The 19,110-nt window shown below is 72.4% G+C and carries 17 protein-coding genes; 6 read left to right on the top strand and 11 right to left on the bottom strand.

Annotated elements, in window-relative coordinates; genetic code table 11:
• Positions 1 to 2 precede the first annotated feature (2 nt).
• Positions 3 to 365 (bottom strand): winged helix-turn-helix transcriptional regulator, encoded by a 363-nt coding sequence (locus C2L58_RS02925; protein ID WP_103335599.1) that lies wholly within the window; start codon positions 363 to 365, stop codon positions 3 to 5.
• Positions 366 to 458: 93 nt separating this feature from the next.
• Here C2L58_RS02925 and C2L58_RS02920 point away from each other — a divergent pair, with 93 nt between their 5' ends.
• A complete protein-coding gene (locus C2L58_RS02920) occupies positions 459 to 845 on the top strand; it encodes a RidA family protein (protein ID WP_103335598.1) in 387 nt (128 codons plus the stop codon).
• Here the strand turns inward: C2L58_RS02920 and C2L58_RS02915 are convergent.
• The 3 genes from C2L58_RS02915 to C2L58_RS02905 form a co-directional block, all read right to left on the bottom strand.
• A complete protein-coding gene (locus tag C2L58_RS02915) occupies positions 842 to 2,044 on the bottom strand; it encodes a GTPase (protein ID WP_103335596.1) in 1,203 nt (400 codons plus the stop codon). The genes C2L58_RS02920 and C2L58_RS02915 overlap by 4 nt on opposite strands.
• Positions 2,041 to 3,822, bottom strand: coding sequence for an isoniazid inducible protein IniA (locus C2L58_RS02910; protein WP_199191072.1), 1,782 nt, complete (start codon positions 3,820 to 3,822; stop codon positions 2,041 to 2,043). The genes C2L58_RS02915 and C2L58_RS02910 overlap by 4 nt, the downstream gene beginning before the upstream one ends.
• Positions 3,823 to 3,923: 101 nt before the next feature.
• Positions 3,924 to 4,940 carry an IniB N-terminal domain-containing protein gene (locus tag C2L58_RS02905; RefSeq protein WP_103335593.1) on the bottom strand — a complete coding sequence of 339 codons (1,017 nt, stop codon included), beginning with the start codon at positions 4,938 to 4,940 and terminating at the stop codon, positions 3,924 to 3,926.
• Between the two features lie 302 nt (positions 4,941 to 5,242).
• On the opposite strand from C2L58_RS02905, the gene C2L58_RS02900 reads away from it, so the two are divergent.
• The gene (locus C2L58_RS02900; RefSeq protein WP_103335591.1) at positions 5,243 to 6,361 is read left to right on the top strand and encodes a molecular chaperone DnaK; all 1,119 of its coding nucleotides are present in this window, start codon (positions 5,243 to 5,245) and stop codon (positions 6,359 to 6,361) included.
• Positions 6,358 to 8,733, top strand: coding sequence for a helix-turn-helix transcriptional regulator (locus tag C2L58_RS02895; RefSeq protein ID WP_103335589.1), 2,376 nt, complete (start codon positions 6,358 to 6,360; stop codon positions 8,731 to 8,733). The genes C2L58_RS02900 and C2L58_RS02895 overlap by 4 nt, the downstream gene beginning before the upstream one ends.
• Positions 8,734 to 8,879: 146 nt before the next feature.
• Here the strand turns inward: C2L58_RS02895 and C2L58_RS02890 are convergent, their stop codons facing one another.
• The 4 genes from C2L58_RS02890 to C2L58_RS02875 form a co-directional block, all read right to left on the bottom strand.
• Positions 8,880 to 11,516, bottom strand: a complete 2,637-nt coding sequence (locus C2L58_RS02890; protein WP_103335587.1) for a fibronectin type III domain-containing protein — start codon at positions 11,514 to 11,516, stop codon at positions 8,880 to 8,882.
• Between the two features lie 118 nt (positions 11,517 to 11,634).
• Entirely contained in the window at positions 11,635 to 12,378 is a 744-nt protein-coding gene (locus C2L58_RS02885; protein ID WP_103335586.1) for a ferredoxin reductase, read from the bottom strand.
• A complete protein-coding gene (locus C2L58_RS02880; protein ID WP_103335584.1) occupies positions 12,348 to 12,947 on the bottom strand; it encodes a sulfite oxidase-like oxidoreductase in 600 nt (199 codons plus the stop codon). Before C2L58_RS02880 ends, C2L58_RS02885 begins: the two co-directional genes overlap by 31 nt.
• Positions 12,948 to 12,976: 29 nt before the next feature.
• Complete coding sequence (locus C2L58_RS02875; RefSeq protein ID WP_103335582.1) at positions 12,977 to 13,585, bottom strand: pentapeptide repeat-containing protein; 609 nt, start codon at positions 13,583 to 13,585, stop codon at positions 12,977 to 12,979.
• Between the two features lie 42 nt (positions 13,586 to 13,627).
• On the opposite strand from C2L58_RS02875, the gene C2L58_RS02870 reads away from it, so the two are divergent.
• The 3 genes from C2L58_RS02870 (at position 13,628) to C2L58_RS02855 (ending at position 16,557) form a co-directional block, all read left to right on the top strand.
• Positions 13,628 to 14,536: an ornithine cyclodeaminase family protein gene (locus C2L58_RS02870; RefSeq protein ID WP_103335580.1), complete on the top strand. Its 909-nt coding sequence runs from the start codon at positions 13,628 to 13,630 to the stop codon at positions 14,534 to 14,536.
• A gap of 835 nt (positions 14,537 to 15,371) precedes the next feature.
• Positions 15,372 to 15,626 (top strand): hypothetical protein, encoded by a 255-nt coding sequence (locus tag C2L58_RS02860; RefSeq protein ID WP_103335577.1) that lies wholly within the window; start codon positions 15,372 to 15,374, stop codon positions 15,624 to 15,626.
• A gap of 76 nt (positions 15,627 to 15,702) precedes the next feature.
• Entirely contained in the window at positions 15,703 to 16,557 is an 855-nt protein-coding gene (locus C2L58_RS02855) for a hypothetical protein (protein WP_103335575.1), read from the top strand.
• 70 nt (positions 16,558 to 16,627) lie between these two features.
• Here the strand turns inward: C2L58_RS02855 and C2L58_RS02850 are convergent, their stop codons facing one another.
• From C2L58_RS02850 to C2L58_RS02840, 3 genes are all read right to left on the bottom strand, one after another.
• A complete protein-coding gene (locus C2L58_RS02850) occupies positions 16,628 to 17,194 on the bottom strand; it encodes a hypothetical protein (protein ID WP_103335573.1) in 567 nt (188 codons plus the stop codon).
• Positions 17,191 to 18,795 (bottom strand): substrate-binding domain-containing protein, encoded by a 1,605-nt coding sequence (locus tag C2L58_RS02845; protein WP_369903965.1) that lies wholly within the window; start codon positions 18,793 to 18,795, stop codon positions 17,191 to 17,193. The genes C2L58_RS02850 and C2L58_RS02845 overlap by 4 nt, the downstream gene beginning before the upstream one ends.
• Positions 18,792 to 19,110 (bottom strand): toxic anion resistance protein (locus C2L58_RS02840; protein ID WP_199191071.1); only part of this gene is annotated, 319 nt, incomplete at its 5' end. The genes C2L58_RS02845 and C2L58_RS02840, both read right to left, overlap by 4 nt.

Genomic DNA, 19,110 nt, shown 5'->3' with positions numbered 1-19,110 from the left:
CGTCAGCCGTCGAAGCTGCGCCGGGCGGATTCGATGTCCTCGATGTACCGCTGGGTCCAGCCGCACATGCTGTCGACCGTCGCGCGCAGGCCCTGGCCGGGCTCGGTGAGGGTGTATTCGACGCGCGGCGGGACGGTCGGGTACACCTCGCGCTCGATCAACCCGTTGCGCTCCAGCATGCGCAGGTTCTGCGTCAGCATCTTGTGGCTGATGCCCGCGACCTCGTTGCGCAGTTCGCTGAACCGCAGCGTGCGCTCGCCGAGGGTCTCGATGATCAGGAACGCCCACTTGTTGGCGACGTCCGAGAAGATCTCGCGCGCCAGGGAATCCGCGCGGGAAAGGTCCGTGTCCTGCTTGGTCACCATCTGGTTCCCCCGTCACCGAAAAGTGCCTTCTTCCGCATCCTCCCACACTCTCCTATGGTTCCTGAGTAACCACAAGAGAGCACGGAGGAAAAGATGACCGTCACCATGGTGAATCCCCCCGAGCTGCCCGAGATCGACGTCTACCACCAGGTCGCCGTCGCCGAGGGGACGAAGCTCGTCTTCGTCGCCGGGCAGGTCGCCTGGGAGACCGGGCCCGACCTCGCCGACCAGGTCGAGCAGGCCTACGTCAACGTCGCCGCCGCGCTGGCCGCGGCCGGTGGATCGTTCGACGACGTGGCGAAACTGACCGTCTACGCCGTCGACTGGAAGCCCGAGAAGATGCCCGCCCTGCTCGACGGCATCGCCCGCGGCAGCGCCAAGATCGGGACCACGGCCAAGCCGCCCGCCACGCTCATCGGCGTCGCGGCCCTGGACGTCCCGGAGCACCTGGTCGAGGTCGAGGTGACCGCCGTCCTCTAGGCGAACAGCGCGAGCAGCCCCTCGGTGGAGCGCACCACCACGTGCGCCGCGGTCCGCTCGGCGTGCGGGCGGTCCGGACGTTCGGCCTCGTGCCGCCAGCGCCGCAGCGCGTCCAGCCCGGCGTCGTAGATCTCGTTCGGGTCCGCGTCCGGTTCCAGCCCGAGGCGGTCCGCGGGGGCCGTGCCCTGCGCGCCCAGCAACCGGACCGCTTCCTCCGCGGGTGCACCGGACAGCGCCGTCCGGCCGCCGCGGATGTCGGCGATCAGCCGCAGCTCGCGGAAGTCATGGGCCGCCGCCGCGAAGCGCTCCACCCGGGACACCAGGCGATCCCCGCCCGGACGGGGGTGCGCCGCCAGCAGCGCCTCCAGCCGGATGATCGCCGTCCGCGCCCGCAGTGCCTCGGCCCGCGCCACGAAACACCCGGCCAGGGTGTCCCGCAGCTCGCCCAGCCCACTGCGGCGCACCAGTTCCGCCGAGAGCTTGACGCGGTCGTCGCAGCCGGTGCGGATCAGCGTGAGCGCCAGCCGGACGCCGAACATCCCGAACCGCACCACCAGCGACCGCCGCGTCTCGACCGGGATCGGGCCCGGGAACGCCGGATCGGTGAACGAATCCACCGACAGCACGTGCCGTTCCAGCTCTTCGCGCGGCACCGCGGCGAAGGCGGCCAGCAGGTCGAACTCGTCGTCGCGCAGCGACCGGCCGCCGTAGGCGAGCTGGCCGGCGACGGCGATCACGCCCAGGAACCCCGTGCACAGCGGGTCTTCCCGCCACGCGCGGCGCGCCAGCTGCTTCGCGGTGAGCAGCGCGTCGATCCGGCCCGCGCCGACCTCGTCGGCCCGCGACAGCACCAGCACCGAGTTCACCGCGCTCTGCCGGGCGAACGCCGAGCCGCCCGGCGGGTGCGCCGCCGCGAGCTCGTCCGGTTCGAGGTGGCGGACCAGCCGGACCGTCGCGTCCGGGACGTCGTCGGCCGGGCCGGGGTCGTCCAGCAGCACGAGGTCGCGCAGCGCGCGCGTCGGCCACTCGCCCAGCGCGGCGGCGAGCGTCGTCTTCCCCGACGACGGCGCCCCGGTGAACGCGACGCGCAGCGGCTGCTCCAGCCGGTTGAGGCAGTCGTGCAGCAGGGCCGAAGCCCGCGGGTCGTCCCGGTAGAGCCCGGCCGCGGCGTGCAGCAGGTCGCGGACGTCCTGGGTCACGCCGAGAGCTCCCGCCGCTGCTGCCGTCCGGCGATCGTGCCGAGTTCGCCCGCGCGCTGGTGCAGCGCGGCGAGCCGGTCGATTTCGCGGCGGATGTGCCCGGTCCGCCGCTCGCGCTCGGCGGTGCCGGCCAGGATCGTCTCCCGCTCGTGCGTCAGCTCGTCGGCGAGTTCTTCGGCCAGGCCGGTGAAGTGGTCGCGCAGCCGCCGCTGGACGACGCGGATGGCGTCCCGGCATTCCTTGCTGAACCGCAGGAAGACGTCGTCGACGTGCCGCTGCGCCGCCTGCTTGGCCACGGCTTGCCGCCGCTGCAGCCGCATCCCGCCTTCGTCCTTGATCGTCTTGGCGGCGAACGCCGCGCCGGCCCCGATCGAGATCGGGTTGATCAGCGGCAGCCCGGCGAGGCTGGTGACCAGGCCGAACATCAGCACGCCGCCGTACGACCCGCGCAGCCCGGTGAAGGCCTGCTGGCCGATCTTGAACTTCTCGATCTTCGGGCGCCCGACGTCGTCGAGGTACTCCAGGCCGGAGCCGTCGAGCCGCAGGTCCGGCAGCGCGCGGTCGTACTGGGCGCCGAAGCACGCCGCGACGGCCTGGGCGATCCACTCCGCCCGGTCGGCCAGCCACGTGTAGTTGACGTCGACGGCTTCGGCCAGCGCGTTGTCCAGCCAGGGCGCGAATTCGTCCCACACCTTCGCCGGGTCGCCTTCGTCGAAGGTCCGGTCGATGGTGTTGACGATCTTGCGGGTCCGCTCGCGCAGGTCGTACTCGGCGTCGGACAGCAGGTCGGTGATTTCGTCGGAGAGCAGGTTCTGCCACCGGGTGTTCTGCCGGCGCAGGTCGTCGGCGCGGCGCTGGGCCCGCTGCAGCAGCGCGGCCTGCCCGAGCCCGGCGTCCTGCGCGACCGCGTCGACGCGGTCGCGCAGCGACTCCACCAGTTCGGCGGCGGCGGCGCGGACACCGACGGCGGCCAGCAGCGCGCGGGACTGCTCGTGCGGGCGCGCGGCCTGCTCGGCGATCCAGGCCAGCAGCTCCGGGAAACCCGAGCGGGCGTTGAGTTCCGCGTCGCCGGCCTTCGCGGCGGCTTGGCGCACGACGGCCGAAACGGGCAGGACGAGCGCGTCGACCCCGGCCTCGCCGAGCATCGCCCGGTCACGTTCGGCGACCGCCCGCCACCCGGGACAGGCGTCGATCTTCGTGAGCGCCAGCACGACGTGCGGGCACCAGGTGCGCACGTGCCGCGCGAGCGCGAGTTCGGCGGCGCTCAGCGGGGCGGTCGCGTCGGAGACGAGGATCACCGCGTCGGCTTCGGCGAGGAAGTCCAGCGCCGCGGCCGTGCGCGGTGACCGCGGGTCGCCGACCGGCGGGGTGTCGACCAGCACGAGCCCGGCCGAGAGCAGTTCGCGCGGCACGCCGACCTCGACCCGGCTGAGCGTGCCGGCGGGCCGGGCGCCGAGTTCGCCGGTGAGCCGTTCGACCGCGACGGGGATCCGTTCGCGGGACCGGCCGACCAGGGTCGCGGCGGGTTCGGGGGCGTAGGCGATTTCCGTGGGGACGGCGGGGGTCGCGGCGTCGCCGACCGCGCACACCGGCGCGTTCAGCACGGCGTTGAGCAGGTAACCCTTGCCCTGTTTGGGAAAGCCGAGCACGCCGAGCCGGGTCTGCCCGGTGGGGGCGTCCCGGCGTCTGCGCAGGCGCTCGGCAAGGTCGGCGCGGCCGTGCGTGCGGCACGCGTCCAGCGTCTCGTTGAGCACTTCGAGCCAAGCCGGTGCGGTCACGATGGTCGAGTGTCCCCGGTTCACTCCCCGTACGCACACCGGGTGCCCGTCCCGCGGCTGCACCCAGACCGCGGGACGGGCACCGGTGACCGGTTCGGGGATCAGTGCCCGAGGTGGATGTCGTTGCCGGAGGCGATGTCGCCCAGGTGCAGGTTGCCCAGCGCGTTGTGGCTGACGTCGGCGACGTCGGACACCACGTCGTGGACGGCCGTGCCGTTGCCGCTGGCGAGCTCGCCGACCTGGCCGACGACGTTGTGGTCGACGTTGATGCCGGTGGCCGAGGTCACGGTGTTAGTGACGTCGCCGAGCCCGTGGACGGCACCGGTGACATTGCTCGTGACGTGCTTGACGTCGAGGTCGCCGGCGCCCTTGAGGATGCCGGAGAAGTCGCCGACGTTGCCCACGACCGAGTTGACGGTGTGGGTCAGGTCACCGCTGACGTCGCCGACGTGCGAGACGGCCTCGTTGACCGGGGTCGACGCGGTGCCGAGCACCTCGCTGCCGATCGTGTGGACGGTGCCCACGCCACCGACGACCGGCTGCTCGGCCAGCGTGGCCAGCGGCGCGACGGTGTTGGCGTCGGTCAGGTGCGCCGGGAGCGCGGTCAGGTTGGCCAGCGCCTGCGAGTCCAGGCCGTGGGCCAGGTCGCCACCGAGGATGGCGCCGGTGGCGTTGCCGGCCAGGGCGGTCACGTTGGCGGCGTTGGTGACGACGTTCACGCCCGGCAGCGAGCCGACGGTGCCGACGGCGGGCAGCTCGCCCACGACGGGGAGCTCGCCGACGCCCAGGTCGCCGACGCCCGGCAGGCCCGAGGTGGCCGGCAGGCCGAGGCCCGCGGTGAGGGCGGTGAGCTGGTCGATCGCGCCCTGGACGCCGGTGGCGTCGGTGCCGACCGGGGACAGGTCGCCGACGACGGGGAGGGCGCCCACGACCGGGAGGCTGTCCACCGGCACGTAGTCGAGCACCAGCGGGATGACCTCGTGCACGTCGGCGGCGCTCACGTCGCCGAGACCGGCGGCGGCGAGGACGCCCTGCGGGTCCGTCCCGAAGGCCGCCAGGGCGGTCGGGTCGTTGAGCAGGTTCAGGGCGAAATCGTGCAGGGTCTGCACGGAGTCCATGGGTTTCTCCAGATCCGGTGGTTCGGGGGACAGCACGGGCCGCAGGGACCGGTGCACCGTCATCAAGGTAGGGAGACCGTCCCCCAGCGCACATCGGGGATCACTCCGAGTCGCGGCTCGGTCAGCCGATAGGGGATCGATATGTCATCGTTAGGGAGTTAGGGGGTCATCCGAGACGCGCTCAGTTGGGTTAAATCCCTCCAGACCCTTGCCTGACTAACCCGTTTGGGTGAGGATGCCCCGGACCCTAGGGGGATTGCCTGCCCCCGATCGGCCGCCGCGAGGTGAGGAGGAAAGCGCCGTTGCCCTACGTCCTCGGCATCGATGTGGCCCAGGGCCGGACCCACGCCGCGACCTGCCACCGGCAGGGCCCCGGGTGGGGTGAGCCCGAACCCCTGTGGCTGGGGACGAGGTCCCCCGCCGCGGCGTCCGCGCTGTTCCTCGACGACGAGGGCTACCTGCTCACCGGCGACGCCGCCGCCGAGGCGGGCGCCCAGGTCCCGTCCCGGCTGCTCACCGGCTTCCACCGGCGGATCGGCGACGACGTGCCGATGCTCGTCGAAGGCGAGCCGTTCCCGCCCGAGACGCTCACCACCGTGCTCGTCGAAGGGATCGCCGAGCACGCCGCGAACCTGTACGGCGGCCCTCCGCAGCACCTGGTGCTGACCCACCCCGGCGACTGGGGCGGCTACCGCCGTGACGTGCTGCGGCGGGCCTTGGCCGACGCCGGGTTCACCGCGGTGACGCTGGTTCCCGGCTCGATCGCCGCGCTCGGCGCGCACCTGCCCCTCCCCGGCCCCGGCGCCCAGGTGGCCGGGGTGTGCGAATACGGCACCGACGGCGTGAACGTGACGCTGGCGACGGCGAGCGGCGCGAGTGGCTGGCAGCTCGGCCAGGGTGCGGAAGGCGTGGCCCCGGCGGCCGCGCTGAGCACGCTGTTCGCGCTCGCCGGAGCGGCCTCGACGTCCCCCAAGGGGCTCGCCGGCGTGGTGTTCTGCGGGGACGTCCCCCCGCACGCGCTGCCGGCCCGGCCCCCCTGCCCGGTGTTCGCGGGACCGGTTCCGCCGGCGACCACCGCGCTCGGCGCGGCCGCCCTCGCGGCGCTGCGCGCCGACCACCGGGGGACCCCGCAGGAACCCCCCGCCGTCGAGACCACTTTGCTCCCCAAGGTGGACACGCTCGGTGAGCTCGGCGAGCGGCCGCCCCGGCCGCCGATCGAGATCACGCCGTTCGAACTGCCCGAGCGCACCGGCCCGATGAACCTGTTCCGCCGGCGGCGCCCGCTCGCCGCCGCGGTCCTGCTGCTCGCCGCGGCCGTTTCGGGCGTCGTGATCACCGTCACCGCCCGCGAAGCCACCGCCGGCCCCGCCGGTACCCCCGCCCCCACCCATTGCGTCCCCTCCGGTGAAGGTCACTGTTGAACAATCTGCTCACGCAGGTCCCCCCGCCGCACACGGTTCCCGTGCACCCGGCGGCGCGGCAGCTGCTCGACCGCGTCACCGCCGAGCCGGCCGCCCCGCTGCGGCTCGCCGTCGTCGCCCCCGGCGGCTACGGCAAAAGCGTGCTGCTCGCCGCGCTCGACCGCCGCTACCGGGCCGCCGACGTCGACGCCGTGCTGGTCGACGACGCCGACCGGCTCGGCCCCGACCAGCTCGAGGACCTGCTCGCCGGCGCGGACGGCCCGATCGTCGTCGCGCACCGGCCGGCCGCGGTGGCGTCCGGCTGGACGCTGCTGCAGCTCGGCCCGCTCGGCGTCGAAGACGTGGCACAGCTGATGTCCGCCGTGACGGGTTCGCCCGCCGACCCGGCGGCCGCGGCCGAGCTGCACGCCCGCAGCGGCGGGGTGCCGCGGCTGGCCGAACGCGCGCTGCTCGGGCGGCTGGAGGAGTTCCGGCCCGAGCTGGACGAGCTCGACGACGACGTGCTCCGCTACCTGATCGCGGCCGAAGCCGGCGCCGGGCGCAACCTCGACCTGCTGTGCGCCCTGCTCGACCGCCGTCCCGACCAGCTGCCCGCCATCGTCGAGGGCGCCCGCGCGACCGGCCTGCTCGCCCCGGACGACACGCTGCTGCCACTGGCCGCGGTCGCAGTCCGCGACTTCGGGCCGCCCGCGCGCCGGCTGACGACGGTGCAGCGGCTGGTCGAACTGCAGCTGGCGAACGGCCTCCCGGTGCTCGACCTGGCCTTGTCCCTGCTCGGCACCGGCAGTTCCGGCGCGTCCGCGGCGGCCGCGTTCGCCGCGGCGGCAGGCGAGGCACTGCCGTCCGACGCGCGGCTGGCGACGCAGTTGTTCGAAGCCGCCGCCGAAGCGGGCGACCGCTCTCCCGCCGTCACGGCGGGCTGGGCGCGCGCGGCCGCGTTGTCCGGCGACCTCGACACCGCGCTGCGGCTCGGCGACGGGATGCTCGGCGCCGCCGACGCGGAAACCCGCGCGGCGGGCGCGGAGATCGCGGCGACCGTGCTGGCCCACCGCGGCGAACTGGCCCGCAGCGCCGAGCTGTACCACTGGGCGGGCCGCGCCGACGCGTTCTCGGCGACTGCCCTGGTCGGGACCGGGGACATCGAGGGGGCCCGGCGCCTGCTCGACTCCCCCGCCCCGGGCGTCGCGCCGACGCTGTTCGCCGGCGCGGCCACCCGGATGGCCCGCGGCATCGTGGATTCGGTGTCCGGCTGCGCGACGGAGACGTTGTCGACCCTGCTCGGCGCGGCCACGATGCTGGAGCCGGCCCTGGGCGGCATGCTGCTGCCGGACAGCCCGGCCGCGCTGGCCGCGCTCGTCGCGCTGCACACGGGCGAGCTGGCGCTGGCGGAGTCGGTGCTGAGCCGGGCGCTGGCCGGCGGGGCCGGCGGCGACCTCCTGGCCGTGCGGCACCGGTTGCTGCTGGGCTGGGTCGCGATGACGGCGGGCGACCTGGCGACGGCCGCGGAACACCGTGACGCCGTCGCGGGCCGGCCCCTGGAGGCGCGGGACGAGCTGTTCTTCGCGACGCTGGAGCTCGGCCTCGCCCGGCGGGCCAGCGACCTCGTCGGGCTGCAGCGGTCGTGGAACCGGGCGTACCAGGCATCGATGCGGCAGCAGACGGACCTGTTCACGTTGCTGCCGCTGGGCGAGCTGGCGATCGCCGCGGCCCGCACCGGCGCGTTCGCCAAGCTTTCCGGCCAGTTCGAACGCGCCCACGGCCTGCTGGCCCGCCTCGGCGAGCCTCCACTGTGGACGGTCTCGCTGGTCTGGCACGAGCTGCACGCGGCGATCACGCTGGAGGACGCGGACGCGGTCAAGGCCCACCTGGCCACGTTGACGACCCACGCCCACTGCGGCCGCCACCCCCGCGCCCTGGCCACGGCGGCCCAGGGCTGGCTGGCGGTCTTGGGCGGAACGTTCGCCCCGGACGCCATCACCGCGGCGGCGGCCGAGCTGCACGACCTGGGCCTCCGCTGGGACGCGGCCCGCCTGGCGGGCCAGGCGGCGATCAGGACGTCCGACCGCAAGGCGATGGTCCAGCTCCTGGAGGCGGCCCGCCAGTTCCAGGGAACGGCGGCCCGCCGCGAACCGGGATCCTCATCAGAGCCGGCGGCAGGGGCGGGCTTGGCGGCGCTGAGCGAGCGCGAGCTGGAGGTGGCCCGCTTGGTCGTGGAGGGGCTGACGTACAAGCAGGCGGGGAGCAAGCTGTTCATCTCGGGTAAGACGGTGGAGCACCACATGGCCCGCATCCGGGGGAAGCTCGGGGCGGCGGACCGGCGGGAGCTGCTGGCGACGCTGCGGGAGCTGCTCACCCGCCCGGACGCGACTTAGCCGACTTCAATCCCAGCCCCCACCCTCTCCGGGGGGACGTCCCTGGTCCAGTCTATCGGCTGGGTGCGACGAAAAGCTGGGAAAGCCCGTGAGCGGGCCTCGTTGTCCACATCATGGCCGGGCTGTGGACAACGAGGCCCGACGGCTCAGGCAGCCGCCGTTGTGGCCGTGAATGTGGCTGCCGGGCCCGTTCCCGTTGCCGTGACCGCCGCTACCGTGAACGTGTAGGCCGTCGCCGGGTGCAGGCCGTCGATCACCCTGGTCATGCCCTTGACCGTCGGCTGGGTGACCAGGGCGTCGCGGCCCTGGACCCGGATCGTGCGGCCGTCGGACACCGTGATCACGTAGCCCAGGACCGGGGTGTCGCCCGCCGCGGCCGGGGGGTTCCAGCGGATCGAGGCCGCCGTTGCGCTCGGCAATGCCCGTGCGCTCGTCGGGATGTCCGGCAGCGCGATGGGGTGCAGGCCGGGCGTGACCGGAGCCGATGGCAGTGACGGCTCGCTCGTGCCGAACGCGTTGCGCGCCGCGACTGTCACCGTGTACTGCGTCCCGTCCGTCAGTCCCGGCACTTCGGCGTACGCGCGCTTCGCGAAGTCGGCCGCCGTCACCGTTGCCGAGTGGGTGCGGCCGCCGCCCGAGGCCGTCACCACGTAGTCCGTGATCGGTGCGTTGTTGAAGGCGAACGTCGGGTTCCAGGTCGCGTACAGCTTGCCCGCGACGGCGAACGTGCCGACCCGTGACGGTGCTTCGGCCGGCCCGCACCCGCCGACCGGACGGAAAAGCAAGCGGCGGTAGGCCGGTTCCAGGCCCGCGTTCGCGACGATCGCGGGCGGGGCGTCCGCCGGGCGGGCGAGGATCTGGTTGCCGCGGGTGATCGCGCCCTTGTCGACCTTGTCGCGGTCGCCCTGCTCCCAGTAATTGCCCTCGATCAGCGTCGGGTCGTTGTTGCCGAGGTCGTCGCGGTAGTCGACGTGCACCGTGCCGACGTTGAAGTACGCCGTGCCGTAGAGGACGTTGCCGCGGACGGTCTCGTAGGTGTTGCCGTTGTCGGTGTAGACGGCCTTGCCGAGCCCCCACTGGCCGTGGATGACGTTGCCGGTGACCTTCTCGCCGTCGTCGAGGGAGGTGCCGGTGATGCCCTGGGTGTAGACGCCACCGCCGTCGTCGAGCATCTGCATGTAGTCGAAGATCAGGTTGTCCGCAACGACGTTGTCGTGCGACAGGTTCGGCGTCGCGGGCCGCTTGATCTTGTCCGGCCAGCCGCCCCAGCCGACGGAGATCGCCGAGTAGCCGACGTGGTCGATCTGGTTGTGGGAGATGGTGTTCCGGACGGTGTAGCCGTTGACGATCGGCACGCCGCCGTGGAATTCGCGCGGCAGGCCGTAGAGGTGGTTGTCGGTGACCTGGACGTCCCGCACGACGTCGGCGTCGGTGTCGGTGACGGGTTTGTCGACGCCGCCGACCTGCACGCCGTTGCCGGAGATGTCGGTGAAGACGTCGCCGCGCACCTGGGCTTCCTTGGTGCCCTCGATGAGGTCCAGCCCGGCCCCGCCGAGGTGGGCGAACACGCTGTCGGCGAATTCGACGCGCCGGCCGTGCGAGACGGAGACGTTGGCGGGTTCCCGCGTCCACGAGGCGTACGGGCAGGTTCCGCCGCGCACGAACTGGCAGAGGCCCTGCACGGCCCAGCCGTCGGCACCCGTGATCGTGTACCCCGCCTGGATTTCCGAGAACCCTTCGGGCGACGAAGGCGTCAGCCAGGTCGCGTAGGAGTAGCGCAAGCCGCGGAACGCGATGTCGTGGATCGGCGCGGCAGCCGTGCCTTGCGCGTCGAGGAGCTTCTCCAGCACCGGCATTTCGACGTCCGCGCGACGCAGGTCCTGGCCGGCCCTCGGCAGGTAGTAGACGACGTGCGTGGACCGGTCGAGGTACCACTCGCCCGGGGTGTCGAGCAGTTCGAAGGCGTTTTCGGCGTAGGTGGGGTGCCGCCCGTTGGTGAGGTCGGCCGGGCCGACCATGTTGACGCTGCGGCCGGGGATGTCCGGGAACAGCACCCGTTTCGTCGAGTTGTCCCAGCACGGGTTGGCCATGGTGATCGTCGTGCCGTCGGCGGCGGCGAGGGGGCAGCGCGGTTCGGTCCACTGGCCGAGGCCGTCGCGCTGGACGTTCCAGAGCGCCTCACCCGAGGTGTACACGAACTCGACGTCCTTCGGGTTGTGCCAGTGGGCGAGCGTGTCCGCGCTGGCGGTGTAGCCGGTGGCGGTGGCCTTGACGGTCACCGGCAAGGGGCCGCGGGCGCGTTGCTCGCGGACGCCGTCGACGTAGAGCTGGCGGGTGTTGTCCAGCCCGGCGGGCGCGGGCGCGGAGAACAGGCCCGGACGACCCGGCACAGGCCGCCAGCCGGTGACTCGCACGCCGCCGTTCAGCTCGGTGTCGCCGCTGCCCTGCCAGACGACGCGGTGCCCGTTGCCGCCGGAGTCCCGCGCGTCGAGCCGCAGGGGTGCGGCCAGCCGGAAGACGCCGGGCGCGAGGTGGACGGTGAGGTCCCGCGTGAGGTGCGGGGCGCGTTGCCGCACGAGGTCGCGGGCCCGGTCGAGGGTCCGGACGGGGTGGCCGGCGGTCCCGGAGGCCTGATCGGATCCCCCGGGCGAGACGTAGACGTCCCGGCCGGCGGCATCGGGACCGGCCGCGGCCGCCGGACCGGTCGTGGCGAGCAGTGCGCCCGCACTCAGGAGGACGGTCACCACGGTGCGGCGCCGCGTCGAGCCCCACTTGGTCAGCATGAAGGAAACATAGGATCTCTTGAACGGGATGTCGACAATTTCCCGCTCAACGGGGCACGCGATCACCTAATCATCGGATGCCTGCTGGGCGAATCGGCGGCTCGGGGGGTCAGGCTGGTCAATCGCGGCTGGGACCGAAGCGTTCGGTGCGGATGCGGTGCGGGTCGTGGCCGAGGGCGACCAGGATGTCCGCCACCGTTTCCACGAAGCCCGTCGGGCCGCAGACGAAGCACGACGCGCCGAACTCGGCCGGCCAGCCCGCCGTGTTGATCGTCGCCACGTCGATGCGGCGGGGGATGCCGGAGCGGCCTTCGGGCAGTTCGCGGGTGAACACGTACGTCACGTCCACGCCCGCCACCGGTGTGCGCAGCTCGTCCGCGTAGTACAGCTCGGCCGGGGTGCGCAGCGAGCAGATCAGCTTGAACGGCGTGCGGACACCCGCCGCGCGGCGGGCCCGGACCATCGCCATCAGCGGGACGATGCCGGAGCCGCCCGCGATCAGCAGCACCGGGGCCGGGTCCGTCGGGCGCCAGGCGAACCAGCCGCCGACCGGGCCGCGGATCTCGATCGGGTCGCCGATCGCGTACGGGCCGGTGAGGTGCTCGGACACCTCGCCGTCGGCGACGCGCTGCACCGTCAGCTCCACGCGGTCGCCGTCCGCCGGCGCGGCCAGGGAGTAGCTGCGCTGCGCGCGATAGCCGTCCGCGGCCGTGAGCCGGACGTCGACGTGCTGGCCCGCCAGGTGACCCGGCCAGCCGGGCAGATCGAAGACGAGCGTGCGCGCCGTGGGTGTCTCGTCGCGGAAGCCGGCCAGGCGGGCGACCCGCCAGGCTAGTCGCCCTGATACCGCTGTTCGCGCCATGGATCCCCGTAGTCGTGGTAGCCGACGTTCTCCCAGAAGCCCGGCTCGTCCCGGGTCTTCAGCTCCAGCCCGCGCACCCACTTCGCGGACTTCCAGAAGTACAGGTGCGGCACGAGCAGCCGCGCCGGGCCGCCGTGCTCGGGGGTCAGCGGCTTGCCGCCGTACTCGTAGGCGATCCAGGCCTGGCCGTCGAGCAGGTCGGCCAGCGGCAGGTTCGTCGTGTACCCGCCGTAGGCGTGCACCATCACGTAGTCGGCTTCGGTGTCGAGCCCGCCGACCAGCGTGTCGATCGAGACGCCACGCCAGCGGGTGTCCAATTTGGACCACTGGGTGACGCAGTGGATGTCCACTGTGGGCTTCTCGCCGGGCAGGGCCATCAGCTCGGCCCAGTTCCAGGCGTGCTTCTCCCCCGTCTCGGTGGTGACGGTGAACTCCCACGTTTCGGTGGGCACGCGCGGGGTCGGGCCCGCCGACAGCACGGGGAAGTCCTCGGCGAGGTACTGCCCGGGCGGCAGCCGCGGGTTGCCGCTGCGCGCACGGCCCTGGAACCCCGGTGTCACGACACCCATGCGGCTCTCCCTTCCCGATCGCGCCGAGCCTACGCCCGGACCCGCAGCCCCAGCGACGTGACGAGCACCGCAGCCTGTTCGGGTGACACGATCGCCCCGGCCAGCTCGGCGTTCAGCGGGTCGAGCGCCGAGAGGTCACTGCCCCGCAGCTCGGCTTTCGGCAGCTTGACGGCGTGCAGCATCGCCCCGGACAGGTCGACGTCGGCGAACACCGCGCCGGCGCAGTCCGCCCCGGTGAGGTCGGCTTCCCGCATCCGGACCCCCTGGAAGGTGACCGTCCGCAGGTCGGCGCCCGCCAGGCCGACGAACGACCAGTCCCCGCCGGTGACCCGCAACGGCCGCAGCTCGCACTCGGTGAACGTGGCGCCGACGAGCTTGCACCCGGTGAATTCGGCGTCGAAGAAGTTGCACCGTTTGAAGGCGCAGCCGGTGAACGCCGAGTCCGTGTGCCGCGACGCGTTGAAGCGCACGTTGCCGAACACGCAGTCGGTGAACACCGAGTTCCGCGTGACCGCCTCGGAGAAGTCGGCCTCGTGGAACTCGCACCGCACGTAGTGCCGCCCGGTTATCTCCTCCCCGTACCAGTCGTCGCGGAAGAACCGCTGCTCCTCGACGGGATCTTGCGTGGCCTCGGACATGCCGCCAGGCTAGCGGCAGACCCGATGCCGGAGGGGCCACGCATGCTCGATGCCGACGACGTCCGGAGGGCCGTGCCGATGCCGGCCGCCGTCGAAGCGGTCCGCGAGGCATTCCTGGACCTCGCCGCCGGCCGTTTCGTGGTGCCGCAACGGCTGTCCTTCGCGGGAGCCACGACGCTCGTGATGACCGCCTGCCACACCCCGACGTCGACGACGGTCGTGAAGACGCTCAACCTGGCCCCCGGCCGGACGCCGATGATCCTGGGCACGCTGGTGTGGAACACCGCCGACGGCCAGGTGGTCGCCGACGCCGTCGAGGTCACCACATTGCGCACCGGCGCGGTCTCCGGCGTCGCCACGGACCTGCTCGCCGCGCCCTCGGCGAGCCGGCTGGCGCTGCTCGGCACCGGGGCCCAGGCTGCCGACCAGGTGCGCGCCGTGGCGGCGGTGCGGCCAGTGCGTCGCGTGACGGTGTTCGGCCGTGACGGGTTGCGTGCACAGGCGTTGGTGGACCGGTTGCGGGCCGAGTTCCCGGAGGTGGCGGTGCGGGTGGCTTCGAGTGCCCCGGACGCGGTGTCCGATGCGGAGATCGTCTGTTGTGCTACTTCGTCCCGTACTCCTCTCTTTGCTGTCGATGACTTGCCGGACCGCGTTCACGTCAACGCGATCGGGTCGTATCTGCCGTCCATGCGGGAGCTTCCCGCCGAGTTGCTCGCCACCGCGGGGTGCGTGGTGGTGGATCAGATCGACGCCGCCCTTGAGGAGGCGGGCGAGGTGATCCACGCGGTGGAGAGCGGGCTCCTCGAGCGTGGTGAGCTGATCGAGCTGGGGTCGGCGCTGCGTACGCCGCCGGCGGTTGGTGGGCGGACGGTTTTCAAGTCCGTTGGGCTCGCTGTGCAGGACTGGGCAGTGGCCCGGCTGCTCGGTGAGGCGGCGGCGAGGCGCGGGTAGGCCCAGGCTGACGGCCTGCGCGCCTGGCGGTCCCCCTGTGTGGTGTCAGGCCGCGGCGGGGGTGGGGTGCAGTTGCGGGGACGTGGCGTGGTTGCAGTGGTGGCGGGCGAGGCAGGCGGGGTAATTGCGTTTCTCGCTCTCGGCTCTCTTCCTGTGGTTGTAGGCCGGCTGGTGGGACCGAGCAACCTCCGGTGAGGCGGCGGGGAGGCGCGGATAGGGGCCGACGACACGGCCGGCCAGGCGGACGGCTCGCGCGGGTGAAAGAGAAGGCGCGGTTGAGCCGACGGTAGCCGGTTCGGGTCGGGTGCTCGCCTTTGATGCCTCTTCCGGGACTGCGGGCGACCTCGGTGATGCCGGCGTAGGCGGCCAGGTGTGCCCTGGGCACGGGCTTCAGGCCGCCGGCCGGCCTTGGCGATGCCGCCGACGCAGCGCGAGACGACCTCCAGTGATGCGGTTGCTGAGGCGGATGGCCTCACCGGCAAGTCGGCGTAGAACAGGACCAGGTCGGCCAGAGCGCTCCGACCGGACGCAGCTGGCGCGGCAGGGAGCGCGCCGCATCGCTACGACAGGTAGCCAGGTGGGCCATCTGATGTGGGTTCGGGGGCGACCGCGACCGGTGAACCTGGTGACGACCGCCCCTGAGGCGGACTACGAAAAGGACAAGCGGGCCGACACCGGGCTTGATTTGCTCACCAGCTGCGCCAGAGCGTTGACGGAGAGCAACAGAAGCGGCCAAACGGCGCAATCTGGGCCTTGGAGCGTTTGATCGGTCACCCAATCCGGGAATTTTCGCGGCATGTCTCCTTGGCGAACCACCACCAGACGGAACACGGCCGTGCGGGTCATCACGGCGATCGGCGCGATCTTCGCGGGGATCGAAGTTCTCTACATGATCATGGTGCTCGCCGGCGCGAATGCCGGCAATGCCTTCTTCCAGTTCATCAAGTCACTGGCGGTTCCTCTCGCGTTGTTCTGGCCCGGCCTGTTCCCGGTCGACAACCCCAGCCTGGCCGTGATCCTGGACTTCGGCCTCGCCGCGGTGTTCTGGCTCGTCATCACCGGCATCATCGCCCGCTTCGCGGGCCGGTGACCGGAGGCGATCCGCTGGGCCACCCGGGAACCACCCGCCGTCGCCGCCGTTCGTGTCCGTGGGCGACACTGGACGGATGAGCGACGGCAGGTGGTTCGACGGCTGGTCGCCGTGGCCCGAGCTGGCCGGGCTGGCCGCGGCCGGGCGTTCACTGCTCCCGAACGTCCCGGTCACGCCGGCCGCCTTGGTGCGCACCGTCACCGGACAGCTCGTCGGCCGCCGGCTGACCGCGAAGGTGGGCGGCCGCGAAGTCGGCCTCACCCTCGCCGAACTCGATTACCCGGCCGACAGCCTCCGGCTGGCCACCGGACGCCTCGGCGACGTCCGGATCGTCGCCGAGGACGTCGACTGGCCGGAACCGGACACCGAAGACACCGAAGACGCCCAAGCCGGCGACGGTGGCGCGGCCGGAAGCATCCCGCTCCGCCGCGTCACCGTGCTCGCCGAAGACGTCCGCCTCCGCTCGCTGCCCACGCCGGCCGCCAAACCCGCGCGGGTGCAGCTGGCGATCGCCGTTTCCGCCGACGTGCTGCGGGACCGGGTGGCGAAAGCCCGCCCCGGGATCGTCGCGACACCGGCCGACGGCGGCCTGCTCCGGATCCACTGGGCCAAGCGGCCACACTGGGGACACCTGACCCTTCGCCCGCAAGTGGCGGACAACGGCGTGGTGCTCGTGCCACAGACCCTCCACATCGGACAACGGCAGCTGCGGCCGCCCCGCCGCTTCCAGCCCATCGTGCTTCCCCTGCCCGAACTCCCGCCCGGCTTGAAACTGACGAAGGTGGAGCCGCGGCACGACGAGCTCGTGCTGCACACAGTGGCGGAGGAATGGCCGGAACGGCTTTCCCGCATTCCCCTGCCGGACCTGCTGAGCTGGCTGACCACCGCCGCGATGACGCTGACTCTGCCGAACCTCGGTGCGCGTTCATGATTTCCCCTTCCCGGTGAGATATCGACCACGCTACTCGAACGCGCGTTCGAACATCATCACCCACAGGGGTTCAGGTTTCCCGGTCCCGCAGGTACCGCGTGTGATCGGCCTGCCGGTCGACCTCCGTCGCGTAGAACCGCTCGGCCACCCGGTGCGCTTCCGCCTCGAGCAAACCCAGCTGAGTCACCAATTCCGCGCCCGCACCGCTGCGCCGCGCCGCGAACCACCGCGGGAGGTTGAGGTAGGTTTCCAGCGACAGCGGCAAATCCGTGCCCGCGAGCCGGACGACGGCGTGCTGCAGCTCGGGATCGCCCGAAAGCCGCTCCGGCCGGGAAAGCAGGTCGCGAAGCACCTCGGCGATCCGGTGCACAGTGTCCACAGAGGACGCAGGCATCCGCAACGCCTGCGCGGAAACCGCGGCCTCGAGCCCGTCCAGCGACTCCCGCAGCCCGGCGGACGCATCGGGCACCAGCCGCACCTTCTCCCCCGGCGCCAGCAGCGCTCCCGCGGCGTAGAGCGCCACCACGACGAACGGCCAGAACCACCCGACCACCCCGGTCAGGTACAGCCCGACGCCGAGCAGGCCCCCGACGCAGCCGGCGAGGTTCTTGGTCGACCCCAGATAACGCAGCATCATTGGTACCCGCGAATCTCCTGGAACACCCGGGACAGCTGGACGTTGCGCGCGTCGAACACCTTGCCGCCGGTCCGGGTCGCGACCTGGGTCAGCTCGTCGCTGCTGCCTTCGCCGAACAGGACCGTGAACACCGGGACCTGTTTCACCGCGGGCGGCAACGACCCCAGCGACGCCAGGAAGTCCGGCAACGACGAGCCGTTCGCGTTCTCGCCGTCGGTCATCAGCACGATGGAGGTGAACCGGTCCGGATCCGCGGCCGCCAGCGGCTGGAGCACCTGGTACGCCCGGGAAAGGCTGTCGTAGATCGCCGTTCCGCCCCGGGCGGCCAGTCCTTCGGCGAACGTCTTGATCTGCGCCAGCTCGGCCTCGGGGTTCGCCTCGGGCACGGTGAACGTCCGCGGTGCACCCGGCCCGGTGTCGAACGGCAGCATCGTCACCTCCTCCCGGCTCCGGAACCGCCGGAACCGCCCGGTCAGGGAGGTGTCCGCGCCGGTCAGCCCGACCAGCGCGGACCGCAGCGAGTCGATCCGCTCGCCCGCCATCGACCCGGACGTGTCGAGCACGTACAGCGTCCGTGAGGGACGCCGGAGCTTGTCGAAGTAGGCCGACAGCAACGCGTCCACCGCCTGCTGCGTCGCCGGGAACGGCAGCTCGACGAGGTCGCGCAGCGCGAACTGCGTCCCCAGCGCGACCCCGGGCACGACCGGGCGCCGCTGGGTGGTCTCCATGATCCGCTTCTGCACCGCGGGCGTCCGCAGGTGGTCCGCGAGCCGCTGGTGGGCCGAGCGCGCGTCGGAACCGGCGTCGGCCAGCAACGTGAGCGGGTAGTCGGCGGTGACGACTCCGTCGCTCGGGTAGACCAGGGTGAGCGGCTGGGGCAGCTTCCCGGACGCGTTCGCGGACAGCAGCACGGACTCGTAGTTGATCAGCCCGTCGACCGGGTCCGGCCCGCTCGCGCGCCGGACGTACGCGTCCGACAACCAGCCCGAAGAACCCGCCGAGAGCGTTTGGGCGCTGAAGAACTGCGTCAGCTGCGGGGTGACCGAAGCGATCTGCTGGGCGTCGACCGCGTTGCCCGCGCCCGCCAGCGCCGACGCGACCCCGACCAGCGCCGAGAACCCGGAGTTCGACGCCGACGGGTCCGTCATCCCGTAGCTGAACGCCTTCTTCCCGGCCTGCGCGGCGATCTCGCCCCAGCTGACCGGCTTGCCGGCCCAGCCCAGCCGCTGCACCACCGGCGTGGCCAGGCCCAGTACCACCGGCGAGCTCATGATCTTGACCTGGTTGCCGAGCCGTTTCGCCGCTTCGGGAATGCCGGCGGGATACCGGTTCGACGAGAACCACACGGCGTCGTACTTGCCGTCGGCGCTGCCGTTCGCCAGCGTTTCGGCGCCTTCCAAGGTGCCGGTGAAGGTGAACTTCACCTTCACACCGGTGGCTTGCGCGGCTTCGTCGAGCACCGGCTGCATGTCCGCCAGCTCGCTGCCCGCGAGGATCCGCAACGTCCCCGGCTCGGGATCCCCCAGTGGTGCGGACGAAGAGTCGGAACACCCCGCCAGCAACGCGGCGCCCAACAAGAGCGCCGGCACCTTCCTGATCATGCTTCCCCCTCGTGCGAACGCCGCAGGTGGTCTTCGGCGCGGCGGACCTCGCCGGACAGCGACTCGACGGTCGCCGCCATCGCGGCGACGGCGTCGGCACGGAACCCGTCGATCGCGTCGATCGAGGCGTAGATCCGGTCGAAGGACTGCCGGATCGTCTCGGTCGCGACGGCCGGGTCGCTGCTCGCCTGGCGGATCTCCGCGGACTGCAGGCCCAGCAGCTCGGTGTTCGCGCGGATGAGCCCGTCGGTGGTCGCCTGCAGGGCCGCGACCTCGTCGAGGACGTCCCGCTGGCTCGCCAGCGCACCGCTGACC

Origin of the sequence: Amycolatopsis sp. CA-126428, from assembly GCF_002904335.1 — a bacterium.
Classification (GTDB): Bacteria; Actinomycetota; Actinomycetes; order Mycobacteriales; family Pseudonocardiaceae; genus Amycolatopsis.
This window is presented reverse-complemented; position numbering and strand designations above follow the sequence as displayed.

Excerpts from the sequence above, each read along its gene's own strand:
- C2L58_RS02875 (WP_103335582.1), bottom strand. The coding sequence starts at position 13,585 with ATGTCCGAGGCCACGCAAGATCCCGTCGAGGAGCAGCGGTTCTTCCGC.
- C2L58_RS02905 (WP_103335593.1), bottom strand. The coding sequence starts at position 4,940 with ATGGACTCCGTGCAGACCCTGCACGATTTCGCCCTGAACCTGCTCAAC.
- C2L58_RS02920 (WP_103335598.1), top strand. The coding sequence starts at position 459 with ATGACCGTCACCATGGTGAATCCCCCCGAGCTGCCCGAGATCGACGTC.
- C2L58_RS02925 (WP_103335599.1), bottom strand. The coding sequence starts at position 365 with ATGGTGACCAAGCAGGACACGGACCTTTCCCGCGCGGATTCCCTGGCG.
- C2L58_RS02845 (WP_369903965.1), bottom strand. The coding sequence starts at position 18,795 with ATGATCAGGAAGGTGCCGGCGCTCTTGTTGGGCGCCGCGTTGCTGGCG.
- C2L58_RS02880 (WP_103335584.1), bottom strand. The coding sequence starts at position 12,947 with ATGGGTGTCGTGACACCGGGGTTCCAGGGCCGTGCGCGCAGCGGCAAC.
- C2L58_RS02850 (WP_103335573.1), bottom strand. The coding sequence starts at position 17,194 with ATGATGCTGCGTTATCTGGGGTCGACCAAGAACCTCGCCGGCTGCGTC.
- C2L58_RS02870 (WP_103335580.1), top strand. The coding sequence starts at position 13,628 with ATGCTCGATGCCGACGACGTCCGGAGGGCCGTGCCGATGCCGGCCGCC.
- C2L58_RS02855 (WP_103335575.1), top strand. The coding sequence starts at position 15,703 with ATGAGCGACGGCAGGTGGTTCGACGGCTGGTCGCCGTGGCCCGAGCTG.
- C2L58_RS02885 (WP_103335586.1), bottom strand. The coding sequence starts at position 12,378 with ATGGCGCGAACAGCGGTATCAGGGCGACTAGCCTGGCGGGTCGCCCGC.
- C2L58_RS02890 (WP_103335587.1), bottom strand. The coding sequence starts at position 11,516 with ATGCTGACCAAGTGGGGCTCGACGCGGCGCCGCACCGTGGTGACCGTC.